22 protein-coding genes are annotated in these 23,101 nt (G+C 65.2%); 8 read left to right on the top strand and 14 right to left on the bottom strand.

All coding sequences use genetic code 11. From position 1 onward, the window contains the following. Window positions 1-10: 10 nt before the first annotated feature. The 6 genes from hrpA to FRAAU_RS04050 all read right to left on the bottom strand — a co-directional run bounded on the left by hrpA (window position 11) and on the right by FRAAU_RS04050 (window position 9,180). Entirely contained in the window at window positions 11-4,084 is a 4,074-nt protein-coding gene (gene hrpA, locus FRAAU_RS04075) for an ATP-dependent RNA helicase HrpA (protein ID WP_014402302.1), read from the bottom strand. A gap of 53 nt (window positions 4,085-4,137) precedes the next feature. After that, window positions 4,138-5,079, bottom strand: coding sequence for a 2-dehydropantoate 2-reductase (panE, locus tag FRAAU_RS04070; RefSeq protein ID WP_014402301.1), 942 nt, complete (start codon window positions 5,077-5,079; stop codon window positions 4,138-4,140). 53 nt (window positions 5,080-5,132) lie between these two features. Next, the gene (locus tag FRAAU_RS04065) at window positions 5,133-5,807 is read right to left on the bottom strand and encodes an HAD-IA family hydrolase (RefSeq protein WP_014402300.1); all 675 of its coding nucleotides are present in this window, start codon (window positions 5,805-5,807) and stop codon (window positions 5,133-5,135) included. 156 nt (window positions 5,808-5,963) lie between these two features. Beyond that, window positions 5,964-6,401 (bottom strand): hypothetical protein, encoded by a 438-nt coding sequence (locus FRAAU_RS04060; RefSeq protein WP_014402299.1) that lies wholly within the window; start codon window positions 6,399-6,401, stop codon window positions 5,964-5,966. 65 nt (window positions 6,402-6,466) lie between these two features. After that, window positions 6,467-8,656 (bottom strand): bifunctional 23S rRNA (guanine(2069)-N(7))-methyltransferase RlmK/23S rRNA (guanine(2445)-N(2))-methyltransferase RlmL, encoded by a 2,190-nt coding sequence (rlmKL, locus tag FRAAU_RS04055; RefSeq protein WP_014402298.1) that lies wholly within the window; start codon window positions 8,654-8,656, stop codon window positions 6,467-6,469. Further along, window positions 8,653-9,180 (bottom strand): alpha/beta family hydrolase, encoded by a 528-nt coding sequence (locus tag FRAAU_RS04050; RefSeq protein ID WP_014402297.1) that lies wholly within the window; start codon window positions 9,178-9,180, stop codon window positions 8,653-8,655. The genes rlmKL and FRAAU_RS04050 overlap by 4 nt, the downstream gene beginning before the upstream one ends. Before the next feature lie 64 nt (window positions 9,181-9,244). Here FRAAU_RS04050 and FRAAU_RS04045 point away from each other — a divergent pair, with 64 nt between their 5' ends. The 4 genes from FRAAU_RS04045 (at window position 9,245) to FRAAU_RS04030 (ending at window position 11,973) form a co-directional block, all read left to right on the top strand. Further along, the gene (locus FRAAU_RS04045) at window positions 9,245-9,814 is read left to right on the top strand and encodes an N-acetylmuramoyl-L-alanine amidase (protein WP_014402296.1); all 570 of its coding nucleotides are present in this window, start codon (window positions 9,245-9,247) and stop codon (window positions 9,812-9,814) included. A gap of 71 nt (window positions 9,815-9,885) precedes the next feature. After that, window positions 9,886-10,752, top strand: a complete 867-nt coding sequence (locus FRAAU_RS04040) for an acyl-CoA thioesterase (protein WP_014402295.1) — start codon at window positions 9,886-9,888, stop codon at window positions 10,750-10,752. Window positions 10,753-10,817: 65 nt separating this feature from the next. Next, window positions 10,818-11,204 (top strand): hypothetical protein, encoded by a 387-nt coding sequence (locus FRAAU_RS04035; protein ID WP_041270360.1) that lies wholly within the window; start codon window positions 10,818-10,820, stop codon window positions 11,202-11,204. A 46-nt stretch (window positions 11,205-11,250) separates the two neighbouring features. Next, a complete protein-coding gene (locus FRAAU_RS04030; RefSeq protein ID WP_014402293.1) occupies window positions 11,251-11,973 on the top strand; it encodes an arginyltransferase in 723 nt (240 codons plus the stop codon). Window positions 11,974-12,008: 35 nt separating this feature from the next. Here the strand turns inward: FRAAU_RS04030 and purT are convergent, their stop codons facing one another. Continuing rightward, a complete protein-coding gene (gene purT, locus FRAAU_RS04025; RefSeq protein ID WP_041270359.1) occupies window positions 12,009-13,190 on the bottom strand; it encodes a formate-dependent phosphoribosylglycinamide formyltransferase in 1,182 nt (393 codons plus the stop codon). 138 nt (window positions 13,191-13,328) lie between these two features. Here purT and FRAAU_RS04020 point away from each other — a divergent pair, with 138 nt between their 5' ends. Together FRAAU_RS04020 and FRAAU_RS04015 are read left to right on the top strand one after the other, a co-directional pair. Then, complete coding sequence (locus FRAAU_RS04020) at window positions 13,329-14,198, top strand: SPFH domain-containing protein (protein WP_014402291.1); 870 nt, start codon at window positions 13,329-13,331, stop codon at window positions 14,196-14,198. A 67-nt stretch (window positions 14,199-14,265) separates the two neighbouring features. Next, a complete protein-coding gene (locus tag FRAAU_RS04015) occupies window positions 14,266-14,460 on the top strand; it encodes a type II toxin-antitoxin system antitoxin (RefSeq protein WP_014402290.1) in 195 nt (64 codons plus the stop codon). Here FRAAU_RS04015 and FRAAU_RS17380 read toward each other — a convergent pair. After that, window positions 14,445-14,825: a DUF423 domain-containing protein gene (locus FRAAU_RS17380; RefSeq protein ID WP_014402289.1), complete on the bottom strand. Its 381-nt coding sequence runs from the start codon at window positions 14,823-14,825 to the stop codon at window positions 14,445-14,447. The genes FRAAU_RS04015 and FRAAU_RS17380 overlap by 16 nt on opposite strands. 76 nt (window positions 14,826-14,901) lie before the next feature. Here FRAAU_RS17380 and FRAAU_RS04005 point away from each other — a divergent pair, with 76 nt between their 5' ends. Both FRAAU_RS04005 and FRAAU_RS04000 read left to right on the top strand, forming a co-directional pair. Beyond that, window positions 14,902-15,543 carry an SCO family protein gene (locus FRAAU_RS04005; protein ID WP_014402288.1) on the top strand — a complete coding sequence of 214 codons (642 nt, stop codon included), beginning with the start codon at window positions 14,902-14,904 and terminating at the stop codon, window positions 15,541-15,543. A 4-nt stretch (window positions 15,544-15,547) separates the two neighbouring features. Continuing rightward, complete coding sequence (locus FRAAU_RS04000) at window positions 15,548-16,045, top strand: copper chaperone PCu(A)C (protein ID WP_014402287.1); 498 nt, start codon at window positions 15,548-15,550, stop codon at window positions 16,043-16,045. A gap of 102 nt (window positions 16,046-16,147) precedes the next feature. Here FRAAU_RS04000 and FRAAU_RS03995 read toward each other — a convergent pair whose 3' ends face one another. The 6 genes from FRAAU_RS03995 to FRAAU_RS03970 all read right to left on the bottom strand — a co-directional run bounded on the left by FRAAU_RS03995 (window position 16,148) and on the right by FRAAU_RS03970 (window position 23,082). Then, window positions 16,148-17,029, bottom strand: coding sequence for a cytochrome c oxidase assembly protein (locus FRAAU_RS03995; protein WP_014402285.1), 882 nt, complete (start codon window positions 17,027-17,029; stop codon window positions 16,148-16,150). 57 nt (window positions 17,030-17,086) lie between these two features. Beyond that, entirely contained in the window at window positions 17,087-18,994 is a 1,908-nt protein-coding gene (locus FRAAU_RS03990; protein ID WP_014402284.1) for a GldG family protein, read from the bottom strand. Beyond that, window positions 18,995-19,729 carry an ABC transporter permease subunit gene (locus FRAAU_RS03985; RefSeq protein WP_014402283.1) on the bottom strand — a complete coding sequence of 245 codons (735 nt, stop codon included), beginning with the start codon at window positions 19,727-19,729 and terminating at the stop codon, window positions 18,995-18,997. Further along, window positions 19,726-20,673 (bottom strand): ABC transporter ATP-binding protein, encoded by a 948-nt coding sequence (locus FRAAU_RS03980; RefSeq protein ID WP_014402282.1) that lies wholly within the window; start codon window positions 20,671-20,673, stop codon window positions 19,726-19,728. The genes FRAAU_RS03985 and FRAAU_RS03980 overlap by 4 nt, the downstream gene beginning before the upstream one ends. A gap of 168 nt (window positions 20,674-20,841) precedes the next feature. Continuing rightward, window positions 20,842-22,215, bottom strand: a complete 1,374-nt coding sequence (locus FRAAU_RS03975) for an SRPBCC family protein (protein WP_014402281.1) — start codon at window positions 22,213-22,215, stop codon at window positions 20,842-20,844. A 222-nt stretch (window positions 22,216-22,437) separates the two neighbouring features. Then, window positions 22,438-23,082: a response regulator gene (locus FRAAU_RS03970; RefSeq protein WP_014402280.1), complete on the bottom strand. Its 645-nt coding sequence runs from the start codon at window positions 23,080-23,082 to the stop codon at window positions 22,438-22,440. Window positions 23,083-23,101: the final 19 nt, after the last annotated feature.

Here is a 23,101-nt window from a genome sequence, read left to right as displayed (position 1 = left end):
AGGTACGACATCAGCCCAGATCCGCCACGGCCTTGGCCAGACGCTTGGCCGAGACCGGCTCGGCCGTCTTCAGCTCCTGCGCGAACAGCGATACGCGCCATTCCTCGATCAGCCAGCGCAATACCTGCAGCTCAGCGCCGCCCGTGGCCCGCCGCTTCAGATACTCGCGCCAGAACGGTGTGACCTGCAGCATGCGCGGGCCGTCTCGGCCCGGATCCTCACGCAGTCGCTGGGCCCGCAACAGCAAGGCCTTCAGATAGCGCGGATAATGCGCCAGCCTGGCCTTGGGCAGCTCACGCAGAAAACCCGGCGTCAGCAGGTGATCGGCCTGCTCGTTCAGATCGGTATAACTGGCACGGGCGAAACCATCCACATGGGGCTTCAGCCAGGTCTGCAATTCGGTCTGCAGCTCGATCGCCGGTTCGGCCAGCTTCAGTCGCTCCATCGCCGCTGCAGACAGGCGGCGGGCCAACTGCTCGCGCAGGGCCGCAAAATCGGCAGCGGAACGGACATTGAGCTCGCAGTCAGCCAGCATGTCCTGCCAGGCGCCATCGACCAGCTCTTCGCGCAGGCTTTCCACGGTGCCCAGCGGGGCGTATTTCAGTCCCAGGGCCGGCTTGATCGGCAGCCGGCGCTTGGCGTGCTTGAGCTCGGCCGCCAAGGTCATGGCCAACAGCCGGGCCACGCCCTGGCGATGGGCCGCCAGCGCCTCGCCATGCCGCTCGAACAGCCGCAAGGCCACCGCCGACCCCAGGTCGACCAGCGCAGGGAAGGCATTGACGCCGTGACCTGAACGGATCTGCGGCGGAATCTCGTCGAAATCCCAGTGGGTGACTTCATCCTGCTTCAGCTGGACCTCGGAGGCACGACTGAAAGCATCGCGGGCACGCCCCTCCCAGTCGGCCTGCAGCGATGCCAGATCACGGCTGCTGGCCAGCGGCTTGCCCTGGCTGTCCTGCAATCGGAACCGCATCAGGAAATGCGGCTCCAGCTCGACGCCCTGAAAAGCGGCAGGCTCCAGCACCACGCCCGTGGTCCGGGTCAGGAACTTGGCCAAGGCCTTGCCAAGTGGTTCGTCACGGGCGGCCTCGGCTTCCACGAAGGCTCGCGCAAAGTCCGGAGCCGGCACGAAATTGCGGCGCAGCGCCTTGGGCAGGCTCCGGATCAGCTCGGCCACCTTGGGCAGCAGCAATCCCGGCACCAGCCATTCGCAGCGGGACGCCGGTATCGCGTTGAGCAGATCCAGCGGCAGTTGCAAGGTCACGCCGTCGGCCTCGTCGCCAGGCACGAAGCGGTATTCCAGTCGCAGCTGCCGATTGCCCAGCGGCCACTCGGCCGGAAAGTCGCGGGCATCGGGTCGTTCGCCACCACCCAGCACATCATCCAGCGACCAGCGCAGCGCCGCCTGTTCGGCGGCACCGGCCCGAATGTACCAGGCGTCAAGGGCACGACTGCCCGCCACCGACTCCGGCAGCTTGCCGGCGAAGAAGGCAGCCAGTGCCTCCTCATCCTGGATCACGCCGTCGCGACGCTGTCTGGCCTGCATCTCCTCGGCCTGCTCCAGCACCTTGCGATTGGCCTTGATGAAGTCGGCGCGGGCATCGATGTCGCAACGCGCCAGCGCTTCGGTGACGAAGATCCGGTGAGCCAGCGCCGGATCCTGGGCCTGGAACTGCACCGTTCGGCGTTCTGCCAGCACCAGGCCGAGCAGGCTGACTTGCTCGTAAGCCAGAACTGCACCGCGTGGCCGCGACCAGTGCGGATCACGCCAGCTGCGCCGGATCAGATGGGCCGCCTGCTGCTCGATCCAGACCGGTTCGACCTTGGCACACAACATGGCCCAGACCTTGCCGCCGATATCCATGATCTGACTGGCGAACAGCCAGCCCGGCGGCTGTCTGGAAACCGATGAGCCGGGAAAGATCTGGAAACGTCGCTCGCGGGTGCCCAGATAAATCCCCTTCTCGTCCTTGTGGCCGACCTGGGTCGGCAGGCCGGCCAGCAGACTGCGATGCAGGCACTCGTACATCCGCGCCTGCAGCTGTTCCTCGCGGCGAGCCGCCTGTCGTTTTTCGGTGCCGGAGGTCTGGATCCGCTCCGGGGCCGGCACCGGTTTGCCACCTCGACGCGAACGGCCGGCCTTGCGCTCCGCTGGGCCGACGGACGCGGGCGTGTCGGCCGACGAGGGCTCGGTGCTGTTCTGGTCTTCAGCCTTCGGCTTCCAGCCCAGTTCGCGGACCACGCTCAACAGCTGGCGATGCAGTTCACGCCATTCGCGCATGCGCAGATAACTGAGGAAGTGGCGGCTGCACCAGTCGCGCAGCTTGGACTGCGACAAGTCCTCATGCGCCTGCTCGTAGGCCTGCCACAGATTCAGCACGCCGAGAAAATCCGAGGCCGGGTCGGCAAACACCGCATGGGCGGCATCGGCCTGCTGACGTGCATCGGCCGGCCGTTCGCGCGGATCCTGCACACTGAGAAAAGCCACGATGGCCAGCATCGCCTTCAGGCAGCCACGCTGCTCGGCTTCCACCAGCATGCGGGCCAGCTGGACATCGATCGGCAGCCGGGCCAGCGTCCGGCCGATCGGGGTGAGACGGCGAGACTCGTCGATCGCCGAGATTTCAGCCAGACGTCGATAGCCGTCCGAGACCACGCGCGGATCAGGCGCCTCGATAAAGGGGAAGTCATCGACCTCACCCAGCTTGAGGGCCAGCATGCGCAGAATGACATTGGCCAGGGAGGAGCGCAGCAGCTCGGGATCACTGAAAGCCTGGCGGGCGTTGAAATCCTCTTCGCTGTAGAGCCGGTAGCAGACGCCGGGCCCCGTGCGTCCGCAGCGGCCCTTGCGCTGGTTGGCCGCGGCCTGGGACACCGGCTCGACATGCAGCCGTTCCATCTGGCTGCGCTGGCTGTAGCGCTTGACGCGCGCCACGCCGGTATCGATCACGTAGCGGATGCGCGGCACCGTCAGCGAGGTTTCGGCCACATTGGTGGCCAGCACCACGCGGCGTTTCGAACCCGGCCTGAAGATCCTGTCCTGATCGCCGGCCGACAAGCGGGCATACAGTGGCAGAATCTCGGTCTCGCGATAATTGCGCTGGTCGAGCAGGCGATGGACGTCACGGATCTCGCGCTCGCCCGGCAGAAAGACCAGCACGTCACCCAGCGGATCCTCGCCTCCGCCCCGGCGCTTGCTGATCTCGTCCATTACCGCGGCCACATGCTCGGCACTGCCCTGAGCCAGCTGACGCTCGCCGGGCATGTCGTCGATGCCGCGCCAGCGGACCTCGACCGGATAAGTCCGCCCTTCGATCTCGACCACCGGAGCACCGTCGAAATGCTCGGCAAAGCGCGCCGTATCGATGGTGGCCGAGGTGATCACGATCTTCAGGTCGGGCCGCCGCCGGGCCAGCTGCTTGAGATAGCCCAGCAGAAAATCGATATTGAGGCTGCGCTCGTGGGCCTCGTCGATGATGATGGTGTCATAGCGCGACAGCCAGGGGTCATTCTGGGTCTCGGCCAGCAGAATGCCGTCGGTCATGAACTTGATCAGGCTGGCTTCCGACACCTGGTCGGTGAAGCGGACCTGGAAGCCGACCAGCTGACCCAGCGGGGTGGCCAGTTCCTCGGCGACCCGCTGGGCCACCGAACGTGCCGCCAACCGACGCGGCTGGGTGCAGCCGATCAGGCCGGCCTCGCCCCGCCCCGCCATCAGGCAAAGCTTGGGCAGCTGGGTGGTCTTGCCCGAACCGGTTTCACCGGCCACTACCACGATCTGGTGTTCACGGATCAGACGAACCAGCTCATCGGCATGATCGGCAATCGGCAGCCCGGCATCGACCATGACGGCAGGTACCCGTTCACGTCGCCGCAAGCGCTCGGCGCACGAGGTCCGGATCGCCTCGGCCAGCTGGATCAGCCGCTGCGGGTCGGCAGCGCGTTTCAGACCGCGCCAGCGATTCAGCAGGCGGCCATGGTCACGGCTCAGCACGCCGTCGAGGGCGCGCCGCAACTGTTGGAGATCGATATCGACCGGAGCGCCGGTCGCGTCCGTCGCGGGACGGGAGGTTTGCTGGGACATAGCGCCATTATACCCCTGCCGGTCAAGGCCTTTCCCTCGCCCCGCCGGCCGGATCAGCCGGCCTGGCGCTGCGCCATATAGCTCTGCAGATGGATCCAGGCCGCGTCCAGCCGCATCACGGACAGACCGGCGCGCACGGCCCGGTGCACCATGTCACCGACGATCTGCAAGGCCTCCACATCCTTGCCGGCCACCAGATCCCGGTACATGGAGCTGGTCTGACTCGAACCTTCGCGCAACAGGATCGCCAGCGCCGCCGCACGGACCGGCTCGGGCAGGACTTCGCCCTCGGCTGCGGCCACGGCGGTGCATTCGGCATAGATTCCGCCCAGAAACGCCGCCCCGCCCTCGGTCGCCAGAATCCGGCCGATACTGCCGCGCAGCAGACAGGTGGACGCGGCCACCGAGCACAGGAAAGCATATTTGGCCCAGGCATCGAGCTCGATCCGCGGGGAAAGCCGGTGCTCGATTCCCGCCGTCGTGCACATCCCGGACAGCGCCTGCAGACCGGCCCCGGCCGGACGCTCGTCCCGTTCACCGAAACTGAGCCGTGCAACCGGATCCAGATGCACGATCTCGCCTTGCGCGTTGAGCGTGGCATTGATAAAACACAATCCACCCTGCACCCGCTCCGCGCCAAAGCGCGCATCCAGCAACGGGTAATGGCGCAATCCGTTCAGGATCGGCAGAATCCGGGTCGCCGGTCCGACCGCCGGTGCGATGGCATCCATGGCGCTATCCAGATCATAGGCCTTGCAGCTGAGCAGGATCAGATCGAAAGGCTGGCGTGCCGCCACCGCGGCCAGCTCGGTTGCGACAAGCACCTGCGGCCGGCACAGCACATCGCCCAGCGGGCTGCGGATCTGCAGGCCGTCATGCCGGATCCGTCCGGCCCGGACCGGCCGCAGCAGAAAGCTCACGTCCGCACCGGAGGCCGCCAGCCTCCCGCCAAAATATCCGCCAGTGCCACCGGCGCCCAGAACCAATATCCGCATCGGACATGCACTCCACCGCAAGGCTAGGGCAGACGCCCTGGCCGGTCACAGGATCAGGCCACCACTCGCAGACTGACCGTGCCAGAAACGGGATCATGGCTGTCCAGCACCAAGGCGCTCAGATCAGGCACCCATTCGATGTCCGCGGGGATTTCCTCGGGATGATCGGTAGCCACCGCGATCACCCGCGCACCGGCCGCACGCCCGGCGGCAATACCGGCGGCGGCATCCTCGAACACCAGGGTCTCGGCCGGTGCCACCCCCAGGCGGCGCGCGCCCTCGATGTAACCTTGCGGATCAGGCTTGCCGTGATGGACGTCATCACCACCGACCAACAGCGGCGGCTCGCCGACACCGGCCGCGCCCAGTCGGGCCCTTGCCAGTTCCTTGTCGGCCGAGGTCACGATGGTCCAGTGCGTGGCCGGCAGGCTGGCGAGCAGGTCGATGGCTCCCGGAATCGGCACGATGCCGTCGGTATGGGTCAGTTCTTCCCGATACAGAAAATCGGTCTCGGCCACCACGTCGACACCTTCCGGCGCAAAACGGCGCACCGAGTCACGCAGCCGCAAGCCATGCAGGTTGGCCTTCACATAACTCCAGTCCACGCCATGGCGCCGGCACCAGTCCTGCCAGATATGCTCCACCGCAATGCGCGAATCGATAAGCGTACCGTCCATGTCGAACAGCAGGCCTTTTGCCGGAATGATGGTGCCAATGGACAGTCGCATGCACAACTCCAGGGTCGGTCGGAAACCATCGTCGGAACCAGGTACGGCCGCAACCGCCGATTCCGTCGCAGGGTGGGGAGTGTAACCGAGCCGGCGCTTCAATGAACAAGGCCCGGAAATCCGGGCCTTGTTCAGAGTGCACTCGCCGCGGCAGGCTCAGTAGCCAGGACCGATATAGCGCGTCGTCGTGGTCGTGGTTACCGTCTGGGTCGGCGCAGAACGATAGACCACGGTCGCCGGCTGTTCGTACACCACCGTGCTCGGCTGCTGATAGACCACCGTCTGCGCCGGATAGACGGGCGGCGGCGGGTAATAAGGGCGCGGCTGCATCGCGCTGTAGACCGCGCCGGCCACCGCACCGGTCACCAAGGCACCTGCGATCCAGCGGCCGCCGCTCCAGTAGCCACCGCCGCGGTGATAGCCGCCGCCCCAGCCTGGACGAGGACCACCCCAGCCCGGACCACCACCATGCCAGCCACCGCCATAACCGCCATGCCAACCATGCGCGGAAACTCCGCTCAGCGGCGCCACCGCCAAACCCAGCACGGCAACTGCGGCGGCCATCCATCTACCCGCACGATTTTTCTTGAACATGGCACACCTCCTGCTGATCACGGCTGTCATGGTGGTGTTTTCAATCTTAATGTGTACTGAAAGGTTTACTTTTTGAGACGGATGCCAGCCCAAGGATCATGGGCTTCGTTCAGCTTCTTTGGGCGCAACAGCCAGCAACCGTGGATATCGTCACGACGGGAAAAATCGAAGGGAATGCTGGGCGCGCTCCAGTCTTCGATGGAAAAATCTTCTTCGAGGGCGGCACGGTCCAGCTGGAAACGCCGGAAGTTGTTGGAGAACACGATGACCGAATCCTTGGCCAGTCGTGGCAGACAGGCCTTGAGCAGAGCGACATGATCGCGCTGTACGTCGAAATCGGCCGCCCGCTTGGAATTGGAGAAGGTCGGTGGATCGACGTAGATCAGTCCATACGGATCGGTACCCCCGCCCAGGAACTTGATGGCGTCGGCCTGCACCAGACGATGCGACTCGCCGGTAAAGCCGTTCAGGGCCAGATTGCGCGAGGCCCACTCCAGATAGGTCGCCGACAGATCGACCGTGGTGGTGCTGCGGGCACCGCCTGCGGCGGCATACACGCTGGCCGTGCCGGTATAGGCAAACAGGTTCAGACAGCGCCGGCCGGCCGCCAGCTCGCGGATCTTCTGCCGCACCAGCCGGTGATCCAGAAACAGACCGGTATCCAGGTAATCCGTCAGATTGACCAGGAAGTTCAGACCACCCTCTTCCACTTCCAGGAATTCGCCGCGCTGATCGAACTGTCCGTACTTGCCGCCGCCCTTGCCGCGCTGCCGCGTCTTGAGCACGATCCGGTCACGCGGCACCTCCAGCACTTCGCCGGCGACCCGGACCACTTCGCGCAGACGCAACAAGGCGGTTTCGGCAGGAATCTCGGCCGGGGCGCGGTATTCCTGCACATGCAGCCAGCGCCGGCCATTGCGCTCGGTGTAGACATCGATGGCCGCCGCATACTGCGGCAGATCCTGGTCATAGGCCCGCCAGCAATGAATGGCTTCGCGGGTCAGTCGCTTGCGCAGATGCCGATGGCTTTTCTCCAGCCGGTTCTTCAGCATCTGGGCATTGTCCGACAGCGGCTTCAGCTCGCGCGGCGCGGCATCCCGCGGGCGCAGGTCGGCCAGCTGCAGCACCGTTTCCAGGGCCCCGTTGTACAAGGTGTAGCGCTTGCCGCCCGCCAGCCGCAAGGCATCGGCCAGCTCGCCGTCACCGGCCAGGATGGCCGCGCTCCAGCCGCCGAAACGCTCGCGCAGCACTTCGCCGAGGCGGCGATACAACATGGGCATCTGCTGGCTGCTGCCCAGACGTTCGCCATACGGCGGATTGGTGACCAGCAGGCTGCCATCGGCGGCCCCCTCCGGTGGCTGGATGCGGTCCATCTCGCGGCGCTCCAGCTGGATAAAACCGGCGACACCCGCGGCCTGCGCATTGCGCTTGGCGGTCTGGATCATCAGGCCGTCGGCGTCGCTGCCGACCAGGCAGGGCCGCAACTGGCGCAGCCCCTCGTCGGCACGCTGCCGGGCCTCGTCCAGCAAGGCCTTCCATACCGCGATATCGTGCTGCTGCCAGCCTAGGAAACCATAGTATTCGCGGCGCAGGCCCGGCGCGACGTCCGCCGCCATCAGGGCCGCCTCGATCAGCAAGGTGCCCGAACCGCACATCGGATCCAGCAGACTGGCGCCGTCGGCGTAGCGCTGCGGCCAGCGGCCGCGCAGCAGGATCGCCGCGGCCAGGTTTTCCTTCAGCGGCGCCTCGCCCTGCTGCTCGCGCCAGCCGCGACGATGCAGGGGCGCGCCGGCCAGATCGATGGAGACGCTGGCCCGGTCGCGGCGCAGGCGCACATGGATGCGCAGATCCGGTTCATCGGTGTCCACATCGGGACGCCGGCCGTCACGCTGGCGGAACTGGTCGACCACGGCATCCTTCACCCGCTGGGCGATGAACTGGCTGTGGCTGATCTTGCTCATGGCGGTATGGGCATCGATGGCCAGCGAGGCATGGGCGGCCATATGCGCGCTCCAGTCGATCGCCATGATGCCGTCGTACAAGGCCTGCTCGTCGGCGGCATCGAAATGCGCCACCGGCACCAGCACCCGACTGGCCAGACGTGACCACAGGCAGGCACGGTAGGCCGTGGCGATATCGCCCTCGAACTGCACGCCCGCCAGGGATTCACGCACGCCTTCGGCGCCCAGCGCGACCAGCTCGTCACGCAGCAGATATTCCAGACCCTTGGGACAGGAAGCGAAATAAGCGGTCATGCGCGAGCCTCCAGGGCGGCGAGAAAACGGTCAAAAGCGGCCACGATGGCGGGCAGCTGGTCGGCAAGCCGGTGATCGCCGTCCAGCATCAGCAGATCGGCGCGACTGTCACGGGCATGGGCATAGACCGGATCCGGCGGACAGATATCGTCCTGCCAGCCATGGACAAAACAGCAAGGCGCTTCGGCTGGATGGCTGAAGCCCTCCTCCACGCCGGGGATCGCCAGCGGTGTCGCCAGCAGGAACAGCCCGGCCACCGGCCGCCGCCGGGCCGCCAGGCCACTGACGAAGGAGCCCATGCTGGACCCGACCAGAACCGGCGGCGCAGAGGCGGCATCGATGGCCTGCAGCAACGTTTCCAGCCGCGGTGCCACCGAAGCGGCATGCCCCTGCCGATCCGCCTCGCGGTAGTCCAGGCGCCGCGTGGACCAGCCCCGTTGCTCGGCATGGGCTGCCAGCACGCTGACCTTGGTGGCATCGGGTCCGGAATCGGAACCGTGGGAAAGAAGGATGGGGCCGCGCATGGTATTCCAGTCAAAGACAATCTGAGAAAGGACATGATACCGGTCCCCGTGCGAGACTGTGTCCATGTCCGTCGTCATTCACCCCGATCCGCTGCCCTACGACGCATGCCTGGCCAGGCGCCCGCTGGCGGCGGTCGATCTGGTGGTGATCCACTGCACCGAGCTGCCCGATCTGGCCACGGCCCGCCAGTACGGTGAGCAAGTCCTCTACGGCGATGGCAGCGGCAACAGCGGGCATTACTACATCGACCGCGATGGCAGCCTGAGCACCTGGGTCGAGCCCGACCGCATCGCGCATCATGTGCGCGGCTTCAATCCACGATCGGTCGGCATCGAACTGGTCAACCGGGGCCGCTGGCCGAACTGGCTGGACGCCGCGCACCAATCGATGGACGAGGCGTATCCACCCGTCCAGATCGAGGCGCTGCGACAATGGCTTCTGCAGCTGCAGGACCAGCTGCCCGGATTGCGCTGGATCGCCGGACATGAAGACCTGGACACGGCGCAGGTGCCGGCCAGCGATGATCCGGGCCGCTCCGTCCGGCGCAAGCGCGACCCCGGGCCCCGCTTTCCCTGGCCGCAGGTCATGACCGGACTGAGACTGCAACGCCTGACCCTGGACGCGGCGGACTGACCCGTTGGCTGTCGGCAGCCGGTATCACGCTGCCAGTTATACTGGCAGCTGGATTCCCACCATGTATCGCGATGTCTTCCGATTCCGTTACCCAATTGATCGACCTGCTCGGCCTCGAACGCCTCGAGAATGATTACTTCCGCGGCCAGAGCCTGGACATCGGCACCCGCCACGTCTTCGGCGGCCAGGTGCTGGGTCAGGCCCTGTCGGCCGCCCAGCAGACCGTAGCGACGGAACGGCCGGCCCATTCGCTGCACGCCTATTTTCTGCGTGCCGGCGACATCGAGGCGCCGATCCTGTATCAGGTCGAACGTACCCGCGATGGCGGCAGCTTTTCCTCGCGCCGGGTCGTCGCGGTACAGCACGGCCAGCCGATACTGCATGCTTCAGTCTCCTTCCAGATCGAAGAGTCAGGCTTCGAACACAGCCAGGCCATGCCTGAGGTGCTGAGCCCGGCCCAGCTGCCGGAGCGGCTGAATGTGGATCCGGAGGTGCTGGCCAAGCTGCCGCCGCGCTATCGCCGCTGGTTCAGCAGCGATGCCCCCTTCGAATTCCGGCTGGCCGACCCGGACATCAATCCGCTGTCGCCCGCCCCCCGTCCGCCCCGCCAGCAGATCTGGCTGCGCCTGCGTCACCCTGTCGAAGGCAGCCCCGAGCTGCATCGCAGCCTGCTGGCCTATGCCTCGGACTTCAATCTGCTGCTGACCTCGACCTTGCCGCACGGCGTGCATGTGATGACGCCCAGGATGCAGATGGCCAGCTTGGACCACGCGCTGTGGTTCCATCGCCAGCCCCGCGTCGATCAATGGCTGCTCTGCGACTTCGATAGCCCCATCGCCCGTGGCGGCCGGGGCTTCTCGCGCTGCCAGATCTTCGACGAGGCCGGTCAGCTGGTGGCCTCCAGCGCCCAGGAAGGGCTGATCCGGCTGCATGCCTGAGCGGCTGTCCGGGGCCGGCTGTCCCGACGGCCCCGGACCTGGGGCGAATGACATACACTTGGAACATGCGCCAGATATACACCTCTCCCCGCCCTGAAAATGCCGAGCGGCTCAGTCAGCTGTTCACCGAGCGCGGCATCGAGAACAAGATCCAGAATGCCTCCCGCTGGAATCGCCCCAGCTATGAGCGGGCCAGCTACACCCGCCAGCATGCCGAACGCGATGGCTGGCCCCAGGTCTGGGTCCTGCATCCTGACGACTACACCCGCGCCCGCGAACTGATGAACGAACTGGGACTGGAGCAAGGCACTCGCTTCGCCGCCGAACTGGCCCAGATGCGGACCCCGGGCAGCGGTCGCCGTGACGTGCCGCAACGTGCCCGGCGCATCGCCCTGCTGGCCGTCGCTGCCGTGTTTGTCATGGCCATATTGCACTACGCCCACAAGCTGTAAACGGCCACAGCGCCGACAGCCGTCCCCCGAGAGCTGGAATCTCTGCATGCGCTCCGATCTGATCCGGCTGTTCCAGACTCCGCCCCAGGCCTGCGGCTACTATCCCGAGCGCAGCGCGCAGAATCTGCTGATCGATCCTCACCAGCCCGACCTGGCCGGGTTGTACGGGGCAGCGCTGGAACAAGGCTTTCGACGGGCCGGCGATCAGCTGTACCTGCCACGCTGCAGCGCCTGCCAAGCCTGCATTCCGACACGGATAGAGGTAGCCGCTTTTCGCCCCGACCGCTCACAGCGCCGCAATCTGCGCGACAACGCCGATGTACGGATCAGTCTGCAGCCGGCGCAATACAATCAGGAGCGCTTCGAGCTGTATGCGCGCTATCTGCGCTGGCGCCATCCGGATGGCGGCATGGATGAGGCCGAGCCCGAGGATTTTACCCACTTTCTCCGTGCCGACTGGAGTCCGACCTGGTTTATGGAGTTCCGGCTGGCCGGCGAACTGATCGCCGTCGCGGTGACTGACATCTGCGAACAAGGGCTGTCGGCGGTCTATACCTTCTACGCCCCGGAGCATGCCTCACGCGGCCTGGGCACCCTGGCGGTACTCCAACAAGTCGAGCTGGCCCGCCAGCGCGAGCTGGCCTGGGTCTATCTGGGCTTCTGGATTGCCGGTCACCCCAAAATGGACTACAAACGCCGCTTCCAGCCACTGCAGCTGCGGGGCAGCCATGGCTGGAAACCGATGCTGCCGACGACCGGCAAGGACTGAAGCCTCATCGGTCCGACGCGGCGTCAGATCGGCACTCAGGCCGTGACCCGCAAGGCCTGTGCCGAGCGCACGGCCTTGGCCTTGGCGGCCTCCACCGATTCATCCAGAGCCAGGGTGACCGCGACCCGCCGACGACCATGGACCTCAGGCTTGCCGAAGATCCGCAGCTGGGTATCGACCTCCGCCAGCGCCTCGGCCACGCCGTCATAACGCGGCGCGTCGATATCGCCTTCGGCGAGCACGGCCACCGAAGCCGCCGGACAGCGCTGGCGGATGACGGGCACCGGCAGGCCCAGGATCGCGCGCGCATGCAGGGCGAACTCGGACAGGTCCTGCGAGATCAGGGTGACCAGCCCGGTATCGTGCGGTCGCGGGCTGACTTCGGAGAAGATCACCTGATCCCCCTTCACAAAAAACTCCACACCGAACACGCCGCAGCCGCCCAGCGCCTCGGTGATCGCATCGGCCTGACGCTGTGCCTCGGCCAGCGCCTTGTCGCTCATCGGCTGCGGCTGCCAGGATTCACGATAATCGCCATCTTCCTGGCGATGCCCGATCGGTGCGCAGAACGCGACGCCACCGTGATGGCGCACGGTCAGCAAGGTGATCTCGTAATCGAAGTCGACAAACCCCTCCACGATCACCCGCCCCTGGCCGGCACGACCGCCCGACTGGGCATAAGCCCAGGCCGCCGACAGATCCTCCGCCTTGCGCACCACGCTCTGCCCCTTGCCCGAGGAGCTCATCACCGGCTTGATGACGAAGGGAAGGCCCAACGCGGTCGCGGCGGCCTGATACTCGGCCTCGTCGCCGCAGAAACGATACGGCGAGGTCGGCAGCCCCAGATCCTCGGCCGCCAGCCGGCGAATGCCCTCGCGGTTCATCGTCAGCAAGGTGGCTCTGGCGGTGGGCACCACCTTCAGACCTTCCTGCTCCAGCTCGACCAGGGTCTGGGTGTGGATCGCCTCGATTTCCGGCACGACCAGATCGGGCTTTTCCGCCTCGATCACCGCCCGCAGCGCGGCGCCGTCCAGCATGTCGATGACATGGCTGCGGTGGGCGACCTGCATCGCCGGCGCATGCTCATAGCGATCGACCGCGATCACTTCCACGGCCAGGCGCTGCAGTTCGATGGCCACTTCCTTGCCCAGCTCGCCCGAACCCAGCAGCAGGACCCGGAAGGCAGAAGAAGAATACGGCGTCGCGAATGATTTCATGGCGGTCATCAGGCGGAGTCAAACCGCTAGTTTAGCCAGTCTGGATCGGGACGACAGCAAGCCGCTCCGCCAGCCGCTTGACAAGCATGATGACTGATATCAAATTGATATCAGGATTTCACAAGAGGTGGGGACGAGATGAACGAACAACTTCAGGAACGTACGGGTTTTTCTATCGCCGGCCTGCCAATGCTGGGCGCGCTGCTGCTGTTGATGCTGCTCAGTTGCCTCGGCCTGCTGACGCGCGCCCCTGCGCTGATGCTGGTCAGCGGACTACTCTTCGCCACCGCCCTGCTCGGCTGCAAGGGACTGGTGCAGATCACGTCCAACGAAGCTGCGGTCCTGCAACTGTTCGGCCGCTATGCCGGCACGCTGCGCCATGACGGGCTGCGGTGGACCAACCCCTTCTATACCCGGATCCGCCGCTCGCTGCGGATCCGCAATTTCGAGAGCGGCAAGCTGAAGGTCAACGACGCCCACGGCAACCCCATCGAGATCGCCAGCATCGTGGTCTGGCAGGTCGTCGACACGGCGCGTGCCACCTTCGGCGTCAATGACTACGCCTCCTTCGTGCAGATCCAGGCCGAGTCGGCCCTGCGCCAGATCGCCCAGGGCTATGCCTATGACAGCCATGGCGATGACAGCACGCCGGCCTTGCGCGGCAATGACGAGGCCATCACCGACGATTTGTGCCGCCATATCCAGGCTCGGGTCGGCGAAGCCGGCGTCAAGGTGATCGAGGCCAGGATCAGCCATCTGGCCTATGCCCCGGAAATCGCGATGGCGATGCTGCAGCGCCAGCAGGCCGATGCCATCGTCGCCGCCCGCAGCCGGATCGTCGAAGGCGCCGTCGGCATGGTCGGCATGGCGCTGGACAGCCTTGCCAGCCAAGGTGTGGTCGAACTGGACGAAGAACGCAAGGCGACCATGGTCAGCCACCTGCTGGTCGTGCTCTGCGGCGACCGGGCGGCCCAGCCGGTGATCAATACCGGCAGCCTTTATGCCTGAGCGGAGGCCGCCGTGACTTCACCCACCAGGACCTGTCCAGCGACGCGCCCCGATCAGGCCGGTTTCCGTGGCGGCTGAGCGCAAGGCCTATCCGCTGCGGATCAGCGCCGAGATCCTGACCGCCATGCAGCGCTGGTCGGACGATGAACTGCGCAGCATGAACGCGCAGATCGAATACGTGCTGCGTCAGGCCTTGCGGCGGGAAGGCCGACTGCCCTCGCCGCCGGCCAGACCCGGCGGCGACGATCAGTCCGGGGGCTGACGCAGGCCCAGACCCAGCACCAGCCAGCCGGCAATAAAGGCCAGCCCGCCAAAGGGCGTGATGATGCCGGTCCAATGCGGCGCCCCCAGCGCCAGGGCATACAGGCTGCCACTGAACAGCACGATACCGGCCAGCAGCAGCTGCACCGCCCGGCGGCGGGCCCGTCCCCGACAGCCGATGGCTGCCAGAGCCATCGCCAGCACATGCCAGAAGTGATAACTGACGGCGGTATGCCAGATCGCCATCTGCTGCGGATCCAGCCGGGTACTGAGCGCATGGGCACCGAAAGCACCGCAGACGACGGCACTGGCGCCAGCCAGCGCGACGGCGAGGGGGGTGAAGCGACAGGGAGAGGTGGCAGACACCGGATCGGCTCCTGGATCATTCGAGGGCAGATGTCCCGAACTGGATGCCTCCGGGACAGAGGGGTATCCTAGCAAAATGGCTGACCTGACCTTTCGCGGGTTCCGTACCCGACTCTCCCGCCCTGCACGCTGGCGCCGGTCGCTGCCCGTCCTGCTGTGCCTGCTGCTGGCCGCCTGCCAGCGCGCGCCGGCCGGGCACTGGCAGCTGAACGACATCAGCGGTCATATGCCGGATCTGCAGTTTGCGCTGACCAGTGACGAAAACAAGCCGGTCACGGCCGCCGACTTCAAGGGCCTGACCACCCTGCTGTACTTCGGCTACACCCACTGTCCCGATGTCTGTCCGCTGACGATGGCGCATCTGCATGTGGTCTTGCAGAAGCTGGGGCCGCTGGCGCGGAATGTCCGCATCCTGTTCGTCAGCGTCGATCCGGCCCGCGATACGCCGGAACAATTGCATGACTATGTGCGGGCCTTCGACAGCCACGCGCTGGGCCTGACCGGCTCGCCAGCCGCGATCGAGGCACTGAGCAAGCGCTACCGCGCCGCCTACAGTCGCGATCCCTCGGCGGCCGACGGCAATTACGAGGTGGCGCACAGCTCCGGCATCTATGTTTTCGACCCGCAAGGCCGGGCCCGGCTGCTGGCTACGCCGGCCGACAGCGAGAATGCACTGGTCCACGATCTGACCGCACTCATCCAGTCACAGGAGCACTGATTCCATGTCGCGCCGCCATCTGCTCTGCCTCACCGGTCTGGGCCTGCTCGCCTGCAGCCTGCCCGGCTTCGCCACCAGCGTCACCGCCGATCATGGCTGGATCCGGCTGCTGCCGGGCAACCTGCCGGCCGCCGGCTATGTGCAGCTGCACAATGAAGGCGATCAGGCCGCGATGCTGACCTCGGCCAGCAGTCCGCGCTATGGCCGGGTGATGCTGCATCTCAGCAGCAACCGCAACGGCAGCGCCAGCATGCAGATGGTCGATCAGCTCGCCATCCATGCCCGCTCGCAACTGCGGCTTGCCCCGGGAAGCTTTCATCTGATGCTGAGCCAGGCCACGGCCCCTGCTCCCAAGGTCGGCGACAAGGTGATGATCAGCCTGCATTTCGATGGCGGGCAGTCCCTGCAGGTTCCTTTCGTGGTGCGCCCGGCCTATGCCGAGGATGACGGCAGCACCGCACCCACTGGCAGCGCCAGCAGCAGTACCGCAGCCTCCCCCTGAGGCAGCCGCTCCGCCGCCGTCGGGAACCGCTTCGCGACTGAGCGGACCGGCGCTGATCCTTTCACATAAGCCCGGTCCAGACAGCCTGCCGCCATCGCCCGCTCAGTGATCGCTGGCGGCGCCCGCCGTCACCACGGAGGTCGCCACCACGGCACCTGGCCGGGGCCGCTGCCGGATCCGCCCGGCGCGCGAAAGCCGCAGCCATTGCCGCATGGCCAGCAGCGACCCCACCGCCTCGATCATTGCTGCCGGCACCCAGATCATCACCCCGCCCATCATCTGCCCGGTCAGCAGATCAAAACTGAAGGCCCGCCCGCAGATCGCGAAGATCGGATAAAGATCATGTCTGGCAAAGGTGATCACAGCACCGACGACGATTTGCGGCATCATCGTGATCGCCGGTGACAACACCCGCATGCCGACCACCATGCGTCCCGGCGGATGCGGCCGATGATCCAGCACCAGCGACCAGTAGATCAGCCCGCTGGCCAGCATCGACCAGTTCATGAAGCGATAAATACGCCAGTCCAGCATCGCCAGGGTCTGCACCGAAGGGATCAGCCACACCAGCACGAAGACCACGAACAATAGGCTGGCCACCGTCGGATTGCCGAAAATCGCGACGCCCAGCCGCCATGGCCAGCAACGGGTCAGCAGGTTCAGCCCGCTGCGCCAGCGCAGCGGCAGTCCCCGACGCAAGACGCTGGCCGGATAGGCCGATACCAGCAGCAAGGGTGCCAGGTGATGCAGGACGATCTGCTGGATCCGATGCGCGACGAACTCATGCTCGCAATAGAAGTCGACATAGGTGTGCAAGGAAACATAAATCAGCGCCATGCCCAGCCAGAAGGCCAGCTGACGGGGCCAGGGCTGCGGCTGCCGGCGATGGCCTCGCCAGTACAGCACGGCCGTCCCCAGCCAGGCCAGCAGCAGCGGCCAGGAAAATTCCCAGGGCGTCAGCCACTTGACCAGTTCAGCCAGCATCGCGGGAACCTCCACCCCATGAGGGCTGCGCCGGCATGATGCCGCCCATGCGCCGCATCAGCCGTCTCTCCCGATCCGCCGCCGCCGGGTCCGCCGCCAGGCGAACCACAGGCCGGACAACGCGACCAGCAACGGCATCAAGGCGATATTGATCATTTTCAGGCGCTGGCCCAAGGCATCGATCTCGGCATTGAGATGATGCTGGACTTCGCGCAGTTCCTCGTTGATCGCCAGCTGGCGGTGCAGAAACTGCTCAACTTCCTGCTTCTGGTCAGGGCTCAGTCCACTGTCCGTCCCGCCCTTGACCGGCTGCAGCTCGGCCAGTCGGCGGCGGGTCTCGCTCAGCTCATGCTGCAGCTCCTGCTTTTTCATCAGGAACTTCTGGTCTGCCGCACGCTGCAGGGACTGTACACGAGTGAAGTGGCGCTGGCCGGTGGTTCGCCCGTGAATCGACAGCAAGGCCGAGGAACCGCTGAGATAATCGGCCATATTGGCGACCAGGTCGCCATTGTTGGCCAGTGCGCTCAGCTGCGGCTGCCCCAGCAGGCTCTGGGTGAAGCGCAGCCACAACCGGTCCGTCAGCAGGTCCGTATCGCCGACCACAATGACTTCACGGGGTTGTGTCGAGGTCTGCAGATGTCCAACCACGGCCGAGCGCTCCGGAAACGCGGTGTGGTTGATGCCCTGGACCCGGGCCGCCAGCACATAGTGGTTGCCGTCAGGATGATAGCCATCCAGCAGCCCAGCCGGATCACTGGTCGCCTCGATCACCCGCTCCACCGGCATCGACTCGGCCTCTGCCGAGGTCTGCAGCAAAGGCAGCAACCGGGAGCGGGTCCCCGGCAGCAGATCGAAATAGCCTGCACTGCTGACATTGATGCGCTGCAGACTGGCGGTGATCACGTCATGGTGATTGATCTGGCCACCGCCCAGCCCAAGCATTGCCGGATGCGAGATACGGCTGTTGTCTGCCAGCTCGATCGGCAGTGCCAGACTGCGGTCCACTACCGCCTGGCCGGGATCATATCGCAGCCCCCAGGCCTGGAACAGGCGAGGCAGATTGGAACTGTGATCGTCGATCAAGCCACTGCTGTCGACATAGGGGGCATTGTCGACCTCGGAATAGGGATCGACAAATACCACCAGATGGCCGCCGGAGAGCACATACTGGTCCAGGCCGTCCAGTTCGTCATCGCTGAGCCGTTTGGGGTGGATCAGCAGCAGCACATTGGTGCGGGCATCGAGGTGGGCCAGCTGCTGGTGTTCCAGCATCTTCACGTTGAACAGCTGCCGAAACTGTTCCAGCAATGTCCAGGGCCGATCCCCCAGCACCGGATTGCCGTTGATCGGCAGGGTGGAATAAATCCCGACCGTGGGTCGGGTCGGCGCGTTCAGCTCGTACAGCAGCTTGGCCACATCGTATTCCAGAAAGGCCTCGCGGCTGGGATCCAGCAGCGGAATCGTCAGGACCCGGCCCTCCTGCGCATCGATACCCCGATCCGCATGCGGTTCCTCACCGACAGCAACCTTGGCGACCAGCCCCATAAACAGCTGTTCGCCATTGCTTCCCCCGCTCAAGGGGGTCAGGCCATAGCTTTCGGCACTGACCTCGTCATCCGAATACGGCATGGGATCAATGACCTTCAGCCGCAAGCGGTTGTGCGAACGGGCTGCCATTTCCCGCAGCATGTCGACCACGCGCTGCTCGTAGCTGCGCAATTGCGGCGCATCAGCCGTCGCATGGGCGCTGAAATACAGGGTCAGCCGGATCGGATGACGCAGATGGCTGGTGATGCCGACCGTGCCCGGGGTCAGGGTGTACAGCCCGTCACGGGTCAGGTCGATGCGCACATTCCGCAGGGTCAGATTGCTCAGCGCCAGCAGGCACAGATAGCTGGGCAGCAGCAATGCCAGCCCTAGCCAGAGCCAACGGCGACGCTGGATCACTTCGTTGCGGCGCAACACTCAGCCAGCCCTCTTCAGGTTCAGCAGCAGTCCGCCGGCCAGCAGCCAGGCCGCCGTGCTGAGCAGAAAATAGGCGATGTCATGCAGATCCAGCACGCCCAATGCAATCGCCTCGAAATGCCGCAACATACTGAGCTGGCCCAGCGCAAGAATCCAGCGGGAAGGCAGCAAGCCCTGGAAAATATCCTGGACCTGTCCCAGCCCGGCGAGCAGCAGCAACAGGCAGACCACCAAGGTCAGAATAAAGGCGACCACCTGGCTGTTGGTCGTGACCGACAAGGCATTGCCGATGGCCAGAAAGGTGCCTGCCATCAGCCAGCTGCCCAGATAGCCGGCTATGATCACGCCGTTGTCCGGACTGCCCAGATAATTGACGGTGATCCAGATCGGAAAAGTCAGCGCCAGGGCGATGCCGATAAAGATCCAGGCCGCCAGAAACTTGGCCAGCACGGCCTGGCTGATGCTGACCGGCAGGGTCAGCAGCAGTTCCAGGGTGCCGGCCTTGCGTTCATCGGCCCAGGATCGCATGGTAATGGCCGGCACCAGGATCAGGTACAGCCAGGGATGCAGGTCGAAAAACGGCTGCAGATCAGCCTGGTCGCGGGTATAGAAATCCCCCAGATAGAAAGTCAGGAATCCGCTGCCTACCAGGAACAGGATCAGAAACAGATAAGCCTGCGCCGTCACGAAGTAACCGCGCAACTCCCGCCGCACCATCGCCTGGACCGGACTCATGGCGCCTCCCGCGCAGAGCGCGCCGGAGGCGTGCAGGTCAGCTCGCGAAAGACTTCGTCCAGCCGCCCGCGTTCCAGCTGGATTTCGGAAACCTGCAAGCCCTGCATGGCCAACAGGCCTTCAACGGCCTCCAGAATGCGCTCGCCACTGCGCGGAAATACCGTGATCCGGCCATCGATGGGATCGACCTCGATACCTGCCACCTGCGGCAGACGTCCCAGCATCTCCTGGGCCAGGCTGCTGCCGGGAGCGCTGAATGACACCGCGCCATGATAGCGGGAGCTGCGCTCCAGTTCCGCCGGCGTCGCATTCACCAGCACCTTGCCCGCCGCCATGATGCTGACCCGATTGCACAAGGCATGCACTTCCTCCAGCAGATGGGTGGAAACGAGAATGGTGCGATCCCTGGCCATCGCGTCGATCAGTTGCCGCACCGTATGTTTCTGGTTGGGATCCAGGCCATCGGTAGGCTCGTCCAGCATCAGCACCGGCGGATCGTGCAGAATCGCCTGGGCCAGACCGACACGCCGCCGCAGCCCCTTGGAGAGGCTCTCGATGATCTGGTCCATGACGGCCTCCAGCTGCAGCTCCTGCACTACCCGATCCAGCCGGCGACGACCGGTCTCCAGCGTCATGCCACGGATCCGGCCGATGAAGTACAGAAATTCCCGGACCGTCATTTCGCCATAGCTGGGCGCCCCCTCGGGCAGATAGCCCAGCCGGCGCTTGGCTTTCACCGGTGAAGCCCAGACATCGATGCCGTCAATCAGGGCCCGCCCGCCACTGGGGCTGAGGTAACCGGCCAGCATCCGCATCAAGGTCGACTTGCCAGCCCCGTTGGGGCCCAGCAAACCCAGCACCTGCCCGGGTTCGACGCGAAGATCGACCCCTTCGACAGCCATCAGGGCGCCAAAACGACGAGAAAGTTGATCGGCTTCAATCATGCATAGGGTCTGCTGGCAACACCCGCCCCGACCACGGGCCAGCCATCCGGACACCGCGCCGGACACCGGCAACAGTCCCCAGTTTAGCAAGCCCTGCGTGCCGTGTCGGCGAAAAAAAACCCTCCCGCGCTGCGGGAGGGTTCGGGAGGCTTGCTGCGTTCGCCGGCCTCAGCCGGCGGCGCTGCCCGCAGCGGCCGGAGCGGCGGCGGTACCGGCTGCCGCGGGGGCGGCGGCACTGGCATCGCTGGCCGGCAGCTGGCTCTTACCGGCTTCCTGTTCCGGCGTCTGGGTCGGCACACCGGCCTTCAGCGGCAGGTAGACCTCGTAGACGCGCTGGTCGTCGGACTGGCCGTCGGCCTTGGGCTCGAGGATATCGTAGGGATGAGCCACCACGTCATCGAACTTGTAGCCATGGGTCTGGGCATAGGTGCGCAGCATATCGCGGGTCAGCGGTACGCCGGCACCGTTGCCGACCCACTTGGCGCTCAGGGTCGCATCGTTCAGCGCCAGATAGGCACTGATGCCGTGACCCAGCACCAGCCGGTTGTAGCGATCGGTGTCACCCACCGCCGGCTCGCTGGCGGCGGCAGCGGCCGAAGAGGCGGCAGCAGCAGGTGCCGAGGCGGCAGGCGCGGCGGCACTCGCGGCACCGGCAGCGGCCAGTGCCGGCACCTGGTAAGCCGTCAGGGCATGGGCCTGACCATCCAGAGTGAGCGAGCTGGCATCGATCGGCAGGGCCACATCGAAAGCCACCGTGGTATCGCCGTAGTCGGTGGTGAACACGATGCGGGGACCGGTCACGTTGACGCCCAGCTTCTTGGCCTCGGCATTCAGCTGCTTGACGGCGCCATCAATCGCGCCATTCAGCGCATCCAGACCTTCCTTGCGGGGGCTGGTCGCGGAGATGGCGAGCACCGGCGTCGGCTTGGCCGGCGCCACATACGGCACCAGGTCGGTGTAATCGGTGTTCGGGATGCTGCCCAGCAGGCTCTGCAGACCATTCAGGCTGAACTGGATAAACGCCGCCGGGCTGCCGTTGATGAACAGATAGGAATACCGGCTCGCCAGATTCCAGCCGTAGTCGACGTCATAGGCCCAGGTCACGCTGGTCAGCTGACCGCGGCTGCCCTGGCGCTTCAGATCCAGGGTGAAATGCTTGTTGTCACCACGCCAGGCATTGTTGACGTTCCAGACGATCTTTGACTCGGAAGTCGCCGTGGTGATCTGGTCGAAGGCCGGCGACACCGAGGCGATGCTCAACTGACCGGACTTCTTCGGATCCGAACTGGTCCAGCTGACCTCGGCACCGGTGCCGAAAGCCTTGCCCGAATCGGTGAACTGCGGCTTCTCGCCCGCCGTGGACAGTTCCGCATAGTCCGGCAGGTCACCGAAATTGTTCAGCACATCGTAGACCTGGCGCAGGTCCTTGCCGATCACCTGGGTACGTTCGATGTGGCCATGGGAGGGCAAGGCGACACCGACCACCAGGCCGACGACGGCAACGATGGCCAGGGCAACCAGGAATTCAAGAACACGCATCATTCAAAAGGTCTCCGAAACTTCTCACGCAGGCATTGCTGTGGAGGGTGCTGCGGTCCGGATCGGGGCGCCAGGTCATGAACCTCAGACATTCGATTCGGCCAGTCAGCAATCAGTCATCGATGGTACTTGCTCATGCACAGGAACGCCATCCGCTCAGGACATGACGCGCACGGTTTCCACCGCGTCATGATCCCGCCGTCCAGCCGTCCCCGAGCCCCTGTCTCACACAATACCCAATTCCAGGGCCTTTAGCACGGCCCGGGTGCGATCGCGCACCCCCAGTTTGGAAAGGATATTGGAGACATGGTTTTTCACCGTGCCCTCGGCCACTTTCAAGGAATTGGCGATTTCCTTGTTGCTGTAGCCACCAGACAGCAGACGCAGGATCTCGGTCTCGCGCTCGGTCAAGGGATCGGGTTGTTCCAGACTGGAAAACTGGTTCTGCATCCGATCCACCCCGGCACGCAGCCGCTGGGTGACCATCGGCGCCACCAGTGAACCACCCTCGGCCACGACCCGTACCGCATCCACCAGCTGCTGCAGCGAAACGTCCTTCAGCAGATAGCCCTTGGCACCGGCTTTCAGTCCCTGCAAGACCAGCTGATCATCGTCGAAGGTGGTCAGAATGATGGTCGGCGGCAAATCGCCACGGGCCGCCAAGGCCTGCAGGACCTCGATGCCGCTCATATTGGGCATGCGCAGATCCAGCAGCACCACATCCGGACGCAGGCGCGGAATCTGCGCCAGCGCATCGATGCCATCGACACACTCGGCCACCACAGCCATATCATCCGTCAATTCGAGCAGGGAGCGGATGCCCTGCCTTACCAGATTCTGGTCATCGACCAGACATACCGAAATCGTCACTGCTCCTGCCCCTCTGCGG

The organism is Frateuria aurantia DSM 6220 (genome assembly GCF_000242255.2).
GTDB lineage: Bacteria > Pseudomonadota > Gammaproteobacteria > Xanthomonadales > Rhodanobacteraceae > Frateuria > Frateuria aurantia.
The sequence above is the reverse complement of the archived record's forward strand: the minus strand, read 5'-3'. Positions and strand labels throughout refer to the sequence as shown.

Excerpts from the sequence above, each read along its gene's own strand:
- FRAAU_RS04050 (WP_014402297.1), bottom strand. The coding sequence starts at position 9,180 with ATGCGCGGCCCCATCCTTCTTTCCCACGGTTCCGATTCCGGACCCGAT.
- FRAAU_RS04065 (WP_014402300.1), bottom strand. The coding sequence starts at position 5,807 with ATGCGACTGTCCATTGGCACCATCATTCCGGCAAAAGGCCTGCTGTTC.
- panE (WP_014402301.1), bottom strand. The coding sequence starts at position 5,079 with ATGCGGATATTGGTTCTGGGCGCCGGTGGCACTGGCGGATATTTTGGC.
- FRAAU_RS04030 (WP_014402293.1), top strand. The coding sequence starts at position 11,251 with ATGCGCTCCGATCTGATCCGGCTGTTCCAGACTCCGCCCCAGGCCTGC.
- FRAAU_RS04035 (WP_041270360.1), top strand. The coding sequence starts at position 10,818 with ATGCGCCAGATATACACCTCTCCCCGCCCTGAAAATGCCGAGCGGCTC.
- FRAAU_RS03975 (WP_014402281.1), bottom strand. The coding sequence starts at position 22,215 with ATGATGCGTGTTCTTGAATTCCTGGTTGCCCTGGCCATCGTTGCCGTC.
- purT (WP_041270359.1), bottom strand. The coding sequence starts at position 13,190 with ATGAAATCATTCGCGACGCCGTATTCTTCTTCTGCCTTCCGGGTCCTG.
- rlmKL (WP_014402298.1), bottom strand. The coding sequence starts at position 8,656 with ATGACCGCTTATTTCGCTTCCTGTCCCAAGGGTCTGGAATATCTGCTG.
- FRAAU_RS03985 (WP_014402283.1), bottom strand. The coding sequence starts at position 19,729 with ATGAGTCCGGTCCAGGCGATGGTGCGGCGGGAGTTGCGCGGTTACTTC.
- FRAAU_RS04000 (WP_014402287.1), top strand. The coding sequence starts at position 15,548 with ATGTCGCGCCGCCATCTGCTCTGCCTCACCGGTCTGGGCCTGCTCGCC.
- FRAAU_RS04045 (WP_014402296.1), top strand. The coding sequence starts at position 9,245 with ATGTCCGTCGTCATTCACCCCGATCCGCTGCCCTACGACGCATGCCTG.
- FRAAU_RS04060 (WP_014402299.1), bottom strand. The coding sequence starts at position 6,401 with ATGTTCAAGAAAAATCGTGCGGGTAGATGGATGGCCGCCGCAGTTGCC.
- FRAAU_RS04005 (WP_014402288.1), top strand. The coding sequence starts at position 14,902 with ATGGCTGACCTGACCTTTCGCGGGTTCCGTACCCGACTCTCCCGCCCT.
- FRAAU_RS03995 (WP_014402285.1), bottom strand. The coding sequence starts at position 17,029 with ATGCTGGCTGAACTGGTCAAGTGGCTGACGCCCTGGGAATTTTCCTGG.
- FRAAU_RS03980 (WP_014402282.1), bottom strand. The coding sequence starts at position 20,673 with ATGATTGAAGCCGATCAACTTTCTCGTCGTTTTGGCGCCCTGATGGCT.
- FRAAU_RS04040 (WP_014402295.1), top strand. The coding sequence starts at position 9,886 with ATGTCTTCCGATTCCGTTACCCAATTGATCGACCTGCTCGGCCTCGAA.
- FRAAU_RS04020 (WP_014402291.1), top strand. The coding sequence starts at position 13,329 with ATGAACGAACAACTTCAGGAACGTACGGGTTTTTCTATCGCCGGCCTG.
- hrpA (WP_014402302.1), bottom strand. The coding sequence starts at position 4,084 with ATGTCCCAGCAAACCTCCCGTCCCGCGACGGACGCGACCGGCGCTCCG.